The organism is Streptomyces millisiae, from assembly GCF_031845425.1.
In the GTDB taxonomy this organism is placed as follows: domain Bacteria; phylum Actinomycetota; class Actinomycetes; order Streptomycetales; family Streptomycetaceae; genus Streptomyces; species Streptomyces millisiae.
In genome coordinates this window covers 1-10,461 of record NZ_JAVREM010000115.1, presented here as the reverse complement: position 1 = coordinate 10,461, position 10,461 = coordinate 1, and the positions used below count along the sequence as shown (strand labels likewise).

Sequence of the window (10,461 nt, the reverse complement as noted above, 5' to 3'; positions counted from 1 at the left end):
GAGTGATCAAACGCAAGATGTCCAACTGGCCGCTCAAACGGGCCGAGCATCGCAACCAGACACCACCCCCACCGGACACCATCACCATCACCCAGCGAGACACAACTACCTAAGTCACCGGCATTGCATCTAGGCCCTGTCCGGGCGATCCCGGGCCGGCGCCGGACGGCCCGGGACCGCTTTCCCGCGCTTCACGCCCATGAAGCTGGCATGTCACCCCCTGTCTGTTTTAATTGCGCATGGTTCGCAAGAGCGTCCTCGTATCAACAGGGGTGGCAGCATGACAGTCCGCAGGCCATGGACAGTGCGCGCCGGAGGCGTGGTGGTGGCCGCGCTGCTCGGCCTCACGGCGTGCTCGGCGCCCGCCGAGGAGGGGGGCGGGTCGGCCGCCCACGACTCGCTCGTCGTCGGCATAGCCACCGAGCCCGACACGCTCAGTCCGCTCCTCGGCTACGGCAAGGACGGCAACTCCAAGATCTTCGACGGCCTGCTGCGGCACGACGCCGACCTCCAGCTCACGCCGGCCCTGGCCACCGAGCTCCCCGAGGTCAGCGAGGACGGCCTGACCTACACCTACCGGCTGCGCGAGGGCGTCGAGTTCACCGACGGCGACCCGTTCACCGCGGAGGACGTCGTCTTCACCTACGAGACCATCCTCGACCCGGACACCAACAACCCGTACCGGGACGAGCTCGACGCCCTCCAGGACGTCCGCGCCGAGGACGACCACACCGTCGTCTTCACCCTCGCCTATCCCTACGCGCCGTTCGCCGAGCGCACCGTGCTGCCCATCGCCTCGGCCTCGGCGGCCGGCGACCAGGACGTCAACACCGGCTCGTACAACACCGAACCGGTCGGCACCGGGCCCTACGTGCTCACCGGCTGGACGCCGGGCGAGCGCCTCACCTTCGAGGCCAACCCGGACTACTGGGGCGGCGCGCCCGAGGTCCGGCGACTCACCATGGCCGTGATCCCCGACGACGACGTGCGCGCCACCCGGCTGCGCTCAGGCGACCTGGACGCCGCCGTGCTGCCCCCCAACCTGGCCGAGGGCTTCGCCGACGACGAGGGTCTGGTCACCCACGAGGCGGAGAGCGCCGACTTCCGCGCCGTCACCCTGCCGAGCGGCAACCCCGTCACCGGCGACCGCGCCATCCGCCGGGCCCTCGACCTGGCCGTCGACCGCGAACTGATGGTCGACAGCGTGCTCCTCGGCGCCGGGCACGCCGCCTACGGGCCCATCCCGGTCAGCAGCCCGTGGTTCGCCGAGGGCACCGAGCGCGCCCACGACCCCGAGGCCGCCGGACGGATCCTGGACGAGGCCGGCTGGACCCCCGGCGACGACGGCGTCCGCGCCCGCGACGGGCAGCGCGCCGAGTTCACCCTCTGGTACCCGGCGGGCGACCGGCTCCGTCAGGAGCACGCCCTGGCCTTCGCGACCGACGTCGCCGAGATCGGCGTCGACGTCACCGTCGAGTCCGGATCCTGGGAGGTCATCGAGGGCCGGCTCACCGAGGACGCCGTCCTCTCCGGCGGCGGCAACCCCGCCGACCCCGACTTCGACCTCTACGGGCTGCTCTACTCCGAGCTCGCCGGCGACGGCTGGAACAACATGGGCCAGTACGACAACGCCGACGTGGACGAACAGCTCGACCTCGCCCGCCGCACCGCCGACCGGGACGAGCGCCAGGCCGCCTACGACCGGGTCCAGCGCGCCCTCGTCGACGACCCGGGGTACACCTTCCTCACCCACATCGACCACGTCTACGTGATGGCCGACCACTGGGAGGGCGTCACCACCCAGCCGGAGCCCCACGACCACGGCCTCGGCCACGGCCCCTGGTGGAACGTCGAGGACTGGCGGATCCGCGAGTGACCGGCGCCGCCTCCCTCCCCTGGATACCGATGGCCAGGCTCGCCGGGCGGCGGCTGCTCGCCGCCGTCCCGGTGCTGGCCCTCGTCACGCTCGGCATGTTCGCGGTCGCCGCCGCCTCCCCCTTCGACCCCGTCCGGCAGTACCTCGGGGGCGGCGCCATGGGCGCCTCCCAGGAGACCCTGGACCAGCTGCGCGCCTCGCTCGCCGCCGACGGCACCTTCGTCGAGCAGTGGTGGCGCTGGCTCACCGCCGCCCTCACCGGCGACCTCGGCCAGTCCAACACCCTGCACCAGCCGGTCGGCCAGGTGATCGGCGAGCGCATCGGCTGGTCGGTGCTGCTCTGCGCGGTCGCCTTCGTGGGCGCCGTGCTGCTCGGCACGGCGCTCGGCACCCTCGCCGCCCGCCGGCAGGGCGGCGCCGTCGACCGAGTGATCACCTCGACCAGCTACGCCCTCCAGGCGGCGCCGCCGTTCTGGCTCGCCCTGCTGGCCGTCTGGCTGTTCGCGCTGCGCCTCGACGTGCTGCCGTCCGGCGGGCTCACGGACCCCGGCAGCGACGTCGTCACCGCCGGCTCGCTGCTCCGCCACCTCGCCCTGCCCGCCGCGGTGCTGACCATCTCCCAGCTGCCCTGGTTCGTGCTCTACACCCGCCAGGGCGTGGCCGACGCGCTCCGCGAGGACCCGGTGCGCGGGGCGCGGGCCCGCGGCCTGCGCGAGAGCACGGTGCTGCGCGGCCACGCGCTGCGGTCCGGGCTGCTGCCCGTGCTCACCCTCGTCGGCACCCGCGTCCCCGAGCTGATCACCGGCGCCCTGCTGGTGGAGACCGTGTTCAGCTGGCCGGGCATCGCCTCGGCCACGGTCCGGGCCGCGACCGCCTCCGACTTCCACCTGCTCGCCGCCCTCGCGGTGCTCTCCGCGCTCGCCGTGCTGGCCGGCAACCTGCTGGCCGACCTCCTCTACGGCCTGGCCGACCCGCGCGTCGACCACGACGAGATGTGATCCCCATGGCCCAGACCGCAGAACCGACCTGGCACGCGCGCGGCACCGCACGTCGCGGCACCCGGACCGCGCGGGTCGCCGCCTCCGCCGCGCTGGCCGGCGCCGCCGCCCTCGCCGCGCTGCTCGTGCCGCTGCTCTTCCCCCTCGACCAACAGGCCGTCGACCTCACCGCCAAGCTGGCCCCGCCCTCCGCCGACCACCTCTTCGGCACCGACGACCTCGGCCGCGACGTGCTGCTGCGCAGCGTCTACGGGCTGCGGGTCTCGCTCACCGTGGGCGTGGTCGCGGCGCTCACCGCCAGCGTGCTCGGCCTCGCCGTCGGCTGCCTCGCCGGGGCGCTCGGCGGCCGGACCGACCGCCTGGTGATGCGGGCGGTGGATGTGTTCACCGCCGTGCCGCACCTGCTGATGGGCATCTTCATCGTCGCGATGTTCCGGCCCGGGATCTGGCCGGTGGTCGCCTCCGTCGGACTCACCCACTGGGTGTCGACGGCCCGCATCGTGCGCGCCGAGGTGCTGTCGCTGCGCGGTCGCCCGTTCGTCGAGGCCGCGATCTCCGGCGGCGCCTCCCGCCGCCGGGTGGTCACCAGGCACCTGCTGCCGGCGGTGCTGCCACAGGCCGGGCTCGCCGCCGTGCTGATGGTGCCGCACGCCGTCTGGCACGAGTCGGCGCTGTCCTTCCTCGGCCTCGGCATCCCCGCCCACCAGGCCAGCCTGGGCACCATGATCAACGGCGCCCGTGGCTCGTTGGCCGCCGGCGACTGGTGGCCCACCCTCTTCCCCGGCCTCTTCATCGTGCTGCCGACGCTCGCCATCGCCGGCCTCGCCGGCGTCTGGCGCGAGCGGATCAACCCCCGGCGCCGCTCGGAGCTCGTGCTGTGACGAGCCCCGGCCACACCGACCACGACGAGGCGCCGACGAACGACGCGCGAGCGAACGACGAGAGGGAGGAGCGGCGGATGATGGGCGAGGCGACGCCGGCCGTGCTGTCCGTGCGGGGGCTCTCCGTGCGGTTCCTGATGCCGGGTGGCCGGGAGGTGGCCGCCGTGAACGACGTCTCCTTCGACCTCGCGCCCGGCGAGTGCCTGGCCCTGGTCGGGGAGAGCGGCTGCGGGAAGTCCGTGCTGACCTCCGCGCTGCTCGGCCTGCTGCCCGCCAACGCCCGCACCCGGGGAACGGCCCACCTGCGCGGCCCGGCGGGGGACGGGTCCCCCGCCGACGGCGTCGAGCTGCTCAGGGCCGACGACGAGGTGCTGGCGCGACGGGTGCGCGGGCGGCTGGTCGGCCTCGTGCCGCAGAGCCCGGCCGCCCACCTGACGCCGGTCAGGACCGTGCGCTCGCACCTGGAGGAGACCGTGCGGGAGCTGACCGGCACCCCGCGGGCCGGGCTGCGGAAGGCCGCCGAGGCGGCCGCGGCGCGCGCCGCGTTCCCCGCCGACCACCTCGACCGCTACCCGCACCAGCTCTCCGGGGGCCTCGCCCAGCGCGCCGCCACCGCGCTCGCGCTCGTCGCCGACGCGCCGCTCCTCATCGCCGACGAGCCCACCACGGGACTCGACCGCGACCTGGTGGACCGCACCGTGGCCGAACTGCGCCGGCACGCCGACGCCGGCCACGCCCTGCTGGTGATCACCCACGACCTGGCCGCGGCCGAGCGGATCGCCGACCGGGTGGCCGTCATGTACGCCGGCCGCGTCGTCGAGGTCGCCTCCGCGCGCCGCTTCTTCGGCACCCCTGGCCCCCGCCACCCCTACGCCCGCGGCCTGCTCGAAGCCCTCCCCGAACGCTCCTTCACCCCCATCCCCGGGCTGCCGCCCGAGCTCGACGCCCTCCCCGCCGGCTGCGCCTTCGCCGCGCGCTGCCACCTCGCCACCGAACGCTGCGCCACCCAGCCCGCGGTGAGCGACGGCGTCGCCTGCCACCACGCCCCGGAGCCCGCCGATGCTTGAGCTGAGCCGCGTCACCGCCGGATACCACCGCGGCACCCCGGTGGTCCGCGACGTCTCGCTGACCGTCGCGGACGGCGAGGCCGTCGGCCTCGTCGGCCCCAGCGGCTGCGGCAAGTCGACCCTGGCCCGGGTCGCCGCGCTGCTCCACCGGCCCGACGCCGGCACCGTGCGGCTCGGTGGCCAGACGGTGCGCGGCTTCCGCTTCCGGGCACCGCGCGCGCTGCGCACCAGCGTGGGCGTCGTCTTCCAGCAGCCACGGCTCGCCGCCGACCCGAGACTGACCCTGCGCGAGCTGATCGCCGAGCCGGCGGCCGCCACCGGCAGGACCCGGGAACTCGCCGGCCGGGCCGCCGAACTCGCCGAGGCGGCCGGGCTCGCCGAGAGCCTGCTGCGCCGCCGCCCGCACGAGGTCAGCGACGGACAGCTGCAACGCGCCTGCGTCGCCCGCGCCCTGCTGCCGCGTCCCAGGCTGCTGGTCTGCGACGAGATGACGGCCATGCTCGACGCCTCCACCACCGCCGCGCTGGTCGCCCTCGTCGAGCGGTACCGCGCCGAGCACGGCGCCGCGCTGCTGGCCGTGGGCCACGACCGGGTGCTCCTGGACCGCTGGTGCGACCGGGTGACCGAGTTCCCCAGCCCGGCCGACTGACCCCCGCGCGGGGAATCTTCCGCCCCCGCGGTGGTTGGAACAGGAGTGGACAACACGGCACGACTGCGGTCGGTGCGCTGGTCGATCCTCGACCGGGCGCTGATCCGCGAAGGACAGGGCCCGCACGAGGCGCTGCGCGAGACGGTCGACTTCGCCCGGCGGGCGGAGGCGCTCGGCTACCACCGGTTCTGGGTCGCCGAACACCACGCGGTCCCCGGGGTCGCGGGATCGGCCCCCACCGTGCTGGCGGCCGCGGTCGCCGCCGCCACCCGGCGGATCCGGGTCGGCACCGGCGGCGTGATGCTGCCCAACCACCGGCCGCTCGTGGTGGCCGAACAGTTCGGCGTCCTGGAGGCGCTGTTCCCCGGCCGCGTCGACATGGGACTCGGCCGCTCCGTCGGCTTCACCGCCGCGGTCCGCCGCGCGCTCGGCGCCGAGAAGGCGGACGCGGACCGGTTCGGCGAACAACTGGCCGAGCTGCTCTCGTACTTCGACGGCACCGGGCCGCTGTCCGCGCCGCCGGCCACCGGGCTGCGGGTACCGGCCTTCGTGCTCGCCGTGGGCGAGGGCGCCGGCATCGCGGCCGCGCACGGGCTGCCGCTGGTGATGGCCCACCTCGGCGACGAGGACCGCATGCTGGCCGCCATCGAGCGCTACCGCGCCGAGTTCACCCCGGGCCCGCACGGGGAGCGGCCCTATCTGGTGCTCTCCGTCAACGCCGCCGTCGCCGCCACGGCCGAGGAGGCCGCCACGCTCCAGCTCCCGGAGGCCTGGGCCACCGTCCACTCCCGCACCCGCGGGGTCTTCCCGCCCCTCGAACCGCCCTCCCGGGTGGCGGCCCGCGACCTCACCGACCGGGAGCGACGCCTGTTCGACCAGGCTCGGGCCAGCCAACTGCACGGCGACGAGCGCCAGATGACCGAGGCGCTGGGCGCCCTCATCGCCCGCACCGGCGCCGACGAGCTGCTGCTGACGTTCGGCGACGGCTACCCGGGGCGACTCGACTCCTACCGCCGCCTCGCCCGGCTGGCCGGCCTCCGGCCGGAAGACGGGGCCTAGCCGACCGGCACGATCCCGCGGGCCACGCCGAGCTCCACCAGGTCCGCCGGCCGCAGCCGCAGCTGGTCGGCCGTGACGCGGACCTGCTCGGGGCCCCGCTTGACGACGGCCGCCGCCGACTCCGGGGCCACCACCGAGTAGTAGCTGTCCGGGGTGACCCAGGTCCGGCCCGGCGAGGTCAGCGCCACCGCGCCGCCCGAGCCGCCCTCGCCGATGACCAGGGTCGTCACCGGGATGGTCGCCGCCGCCACCGCCATGATCGACTCGGCGATCGCGGACCCCACCCCGTCCCGCTCGGCCTCCGCGCCGTTGGCCGCGCCCGGCGTGTCCACCAGCGTCAGCACCGGCACGGAGAGCCGGTCGGCCAGCCGCAGCAGGCGGGTGGCGGCCCGGAAGCCCGCCGGCGTGGTGGCGGTGCCGAGCTGGGCCACGTACGCCACGGCGCGCCCGGCATGGCGCCCGAAGCCGCAGCGCAGCCCGGGGTCGGGGCAGCCGAGCGCCACCCGCTCGGTGAAGTAGGCCCGCAGATACGCGTCGGCACGCGGCCGGGCCGGGTCGCGCGCCAGCTCCACGGCCGCCCAGCCGGTCCCGGGCGCGGCCACGGAACGCAGCGCCGCGGGCGGCGGCGCCGGCCCCGCCGCCGGCGTCGTCAGCAGGGAGAGCCAGCGCGCCACGGCGGGGCCAAGGTCCCCGGGCGGCACCAACTCGTCGACCTGGCCGATCGCCGCCTGCGCCTCGGCCGTGTAGGCGGCGGGGTCCGCCCCCGGCGGCCTGACCCGGGCGCCGGCGAAGCCCACCTGTACGCCGGGCAGCGCCAGCCGGACGTCGGCGCCCGCCCCGAGCGTCGCCCAGCCGCCGCCCGTCACCGGGCCCGCGAGCACCGCCAGATGGGGCAGCCCGACCGCCCGCAGCCGCACCAACTGGGTGGCGATGCGCTGCAACTGCGCCAGCGCGAACATGCCCTCCTGCACCCTGCTGCCGCCGCTGGCGATCAACGAGACGACGGGCAGGGAGAGTTCACGGGCCGTGATGAGCGCACCGGCGATCCGCTCGCCCACGGCCCGGCCGATGGAGCCGCCGAGGAAGCCGAACTCGAAGGCGATCAGCACCGCCTCGCCGCCGCCCACCCGGCCGAGGCCGCAGACCACCGCCTCCGCCTCGCCGCTGCGTCGGGCGGCCAGCGCCCGGGCCGCGCCGTAGCCGGGCCAGCCGATCGGCGCGTCGCCCTCGTCCGCCCGGTGGGCGGCCGTCGGCCGGTACGGCAGCTCGGTGAACCGGTCCCCGGCCACCGCGGCGAGCAGCGCCCGGGCCGGCGCGGCCGGCTCGCTCACACCAGCTCCCGCTTGAGGATCTTGCCCATGTCGTTGCGCGGCAGCGCCGCCCGGAACCGGACCTCGCGCGGCCGCTTGTGCGCGGCCAACTGGCTCGCCACATGCTCCGTCAGCTCGCGCGCCGACGGCGGGCTCGTCCCGTCCCTCGGCACGATCCAGGCGATGATCCGCTCCCCGAGGTCGGGGTCGGGCGCGGCGGTCACGGCGGCCTCGGCGACCCCCGGGTGTGCCAGCAGCACGTTCTCGATCTCGCCGGCGCCGATCCGGTAGCCGCCGCTCTTGATCAGGTCCGTCGAGCCGCGCCCCACGATCCGGTACCGGCCGGCGGCGTCCCGCGTCGCCATGTCGCCGGTGCGGAACCAGTCGCCGTCGAAGGCGGCGGCCGTGGCCTCGGGGCGGTTGAGGTAGCCGGTGAACAGGTTGGGCCCGCGCACCTGGATCTCGCCCACCGTCTCGCCGTCGGCGCCCTCGATCACCCGTCCTGACTCGTCGACCAGACGGAGCGCCACGCCGGGCAGCGGCACCCCGACGGTGCCGGTCGCCGCCGCGTCGGCGCCGGCCGGCACGCTGGTGTTCATCAGCGTCTCCGTCATGCCGTAGCGCTCCACCACCCGACGCCCGGTGGCGGCCAGGATCCGCTCGTGGTCGGGCAGGGGGAGCGGGGCCGAGCCGGACACCAGCAGCCGGGCCCCGGCCAGCGCGGCGGCGACGGCCGCGTCCCGGGCGGCCGCCTCGGCCAGCCGGTGGTACATGGTGGGCACCCCGAAGAGCACGGTGCCGCCCCCGGCGAGCGCGCCGGCCACCGCCTCGGGCGAGAAGCGGCCCACGTGGTGTGCCGTGCCGCCGTGCCGCAGCGGGCCCAGCACCCCGAGTACCAGGCCGTGCACGTGGAACAGCGGCAGCGCGTGCACCACCACGTCGGCGCCGGTCCACCCCCATGTCTCGCCCAGCGCGTCCAGCGTGGCGGCGACCGCGCGGCGGGGCAGCAGCACGCCCTTGGGCGGCCCCGTGGTGCCCGAGGTGTAGACGACGAGGGCGGTGGCCTCCGGGGCCGGCTCGGCCGGCGGCCCGGCCGGCGCCGTGGCGGGAGGCTCCGTGGTGACGTCCAGCCGGGCCGTCCCGGCGAACGCCGGCGGCAGCCGCGCCCCGGCCGGGGCCAGCACCAGCGAGGGCGCGCTGTCGCCCACGATGTGCGCCAACTCCCGCTGGCCGCTCCCCGGGTTGACGGGCACCGCCGGCACCCCGGCGAGCAGCGCCGCCACGGTCGCGACCGCGGTCTCCAGCGAGGGCGTGGCCCACACCGCGACCCGCTGGTGGCCCGCGAGGCGCCCGGCGAGCGCGCCGGCCGTGGCGCGCAGCTCCGCGTAGCTGACCATCCGGTCGCCGAAGCGCAGCGCCGGCGCGTCCGAGGCGGCCGCCAGGGCCGGGAACAGAGGGCTCATTCGCATCATGCTAGGGGGCGGCGTCCACCCGTCGTTCGGGGCACGGGAGGCCGTCAGGAGCCCGTGCCGGCCTGGGGGAAGAGGGCCGTGTACGTCTCGGTCACGTCGTTCAGACCGCGGGCGTAGGGGGCGTCGAAGTGCCAGACCAGGAACAGCAGGAAGGCGATCATCGCGGTGAACAGACCGGCCAGCAGCAACTCCCGCGCGGAGCGCCGGATCTGGAGCACGAAGACCATGCCGATGACCACGGCGGCCCCGCTGACCAGACCGATCCACACCGCGAGCGGCATGGTGGGCTCCGCGCTCTGACCACGCCCGACGCGCGCCTCGTCGACCCTGGCCAGCTGGTCGACGAGCCCCTGGTACGACTCGGTCTCCCGCACCGTGGTCGGCTCCCTGCCGGTGATGACCTCCCGCAGCCGCAGCAGCAACTCGTCGCCACGGTCGCCGAGTTCGCCCTCGTCCTGGAGCAGCGGCCACTCCTCGTCCAGCACGTAGTCGACATAGCCGGCCACGTCGGCGCGTATCGCGTCCCGCACCTCGGCCGGGAAGACGCCGGCGCGCACGTCCATCTCGTGCAGCGCCTGCGCCTCCTGCCGCACCCAGTCCTCCGCCGCGCCGCGCGCCTCCCAGACGCCGGCGATGGCGAGGCCGAGGACGATCGCGTAGACGACGCCCAGCATCATCGTCATGTACTCGATGACGTCCGGGGTCTCCGACGGGTCGTCGGACTCGCCGGCCCTGCGCTGCCGGAACACGGCGATCAGGAAGACGGCCCCGCAGGTCACGAGGATGATCACGGTGAGGGCCAGCCATTCGGACACACGGGCTCCTAGGAGGCGCTGGAACGGGAGGGACCGCCGGCTCGTGAGCGGGGGCGCAGCACGGCCGCGGCCAGCACGGCGGGGGCGACGACCAGCAGGGTGCGGGTCACCAGGGAGCCGCCGGGGTCCGGCGGATCGCCGTCGACGGGCAGCTCAAGGCCGGCCACCGGTGGCAGGCCCGTGGGGGAGGGCGACGGCGAGGGCTCGGCCGGCGTCGGCTCGGGCTCCTCGGCGGGCGGCTCCGGGCTCGGGGCGGCGGGGGCGGGCGGGGGTGCGGGCTCGGCCGGCGGCGGCGGTGGAGCGGCCTCGCTCGGCTCGGGCGGAGGGGTGGGCT

Annotated in this window: 9 protein-coding genes and 1 pseudogene; 6 read left to right on the top strand and 4 right to left on the bottom strand. The window is 75.9% G+C overall.

Translation table 11 applies throughout. The features are described 5' to 3' along the window. Positions 1–280: 280 nt before the first annotated feature. The 6 genes from RNC47_RS34920 to RNC47_RS34895 all read left to right on the top strand — a co-directional run bounded on the left by RNC47_RS34920 (position 281) and on the right by RNC47_RS34895 (position 6,530). Positions 281–1,876, top strand: a complete 1,596-nt coding sequence (locus RNC47_RS34920; protein ID WP_311604762.1) for an ABC transporter substrate-binding protein — start codon at positions 281–283, stop codon at positions 1,874–1,876. Positions 1,877–1,905: 29 nt separating this feature from the next. Then, positions 1,906–2,874 (top strand): ABC transporter permease, encoded by a 969-nt coding sequence (locus tag RNC47_RS34915; protein WP_311604766.1) that lies wholly within the window; start codon positions 1,906–1,908, stop codon positions 2,872–2,874. Positions 2,875–2,879: 5 nt separating this feature from the next. Next, on the top strand, positions 2,880–3,755 hold the full coding sequence (locus RNC47_RS34910) for an ABC transporter permease (protein WP_311604761.1): 876 nt from the start codon (positions 2,880–2,882) through the stop codon (positions 3,753–3,755). A 77-nt stretch (positions 3,756–3,832) separates the two neighbouring features. Further along, positions 3,833–4,822 (top strand): ABC transporter ATP-binding protein, encoded by a 990-nt coding sequence (locus tag RNC47_RS34905; RefSeq protein ID WP_311604764.1) that lies wholly within the window; start codon positions 3,833–3,835, stop codon positions 4,820–4,822. After that, positions 4,815–5,471, top strand: a complete 657-nt coding sequence (locus tag RNC47_RS34900) for an ABC transporter ATP-binding protein (protein WP_311604758.1) — start codon at positions 4,815–4,817, stop codon at positions 5,469–5,471. The genes RNC47_RS34905 and RNC47_RS34900 overlap by 8 nt, the downstream gene beginning before the upstream one ends. 45 nt (positions 5,472–5,516) lie before the next feature. Then, positions 5,517–6,530, top strand: a complete 1,014-nt coding sequence (locus RNC47_RS34895; protein ID WP_311604756.1) for an MsnO8 family LLM class oxidoreductase — start codon at positions 5,517–5,519, stop codon at positions 6,528–6,530. Here the strand turns inward: RNC47_RS34895 and RNC47_RS34890 are convergent. The 4 genes and pseudogenes from RNC47_RS34890 to RNC47_RS34875 all read right to left on the bottom strand — a co-directional run. Further along, complete coding sequence (locus RNC47_RS34890) at positions 6,527–7,861, bottom strand: carboxyl transferase domain-containing protein (protein WP_311604755.1); 1,335 nt, start codon at positions 7,859–7,861, stop codon at positions 6,527–6,529. The genes RNC47_RS34895 and RNC47_RS34890 overlap by 4 nt on opposite strands. Continuing rightward, entirely contained in the window at positions 7,858–9,303 is a 1,446-nt protein-coding gene (locus tag RNC47_RS34885; RefSeq protein ID WP_311604753.1) for an AMP-binding protein, read from the bottom strand. The genes RNC47_RS34890 and RNC47_RS34885 overlap by 4 nt, the downstream gene beginning before the upstream one ends. Positions 9,304–9,356: 53 nt before the next feature. Then, the gene (locus RNC47_RS34880; RefSeq protein ID WP_311604752.1) at positions 9,357–10,127 is read right to left on the bottom strand and encodes a bestrophin-like domain; all 771 of its coding nucleotides are present in this window, start codon (positions 10,125–10,127) and stop codon (positions 9,357–9,359) included. 8 nt (positions 10,128–10,135) lie between these two features. After that, positions 10,136–10,461 (bottom strand): annotated as a pseudogene (locus RNC47_RS34875) (hypothetical protein); the annotation flags it as partial.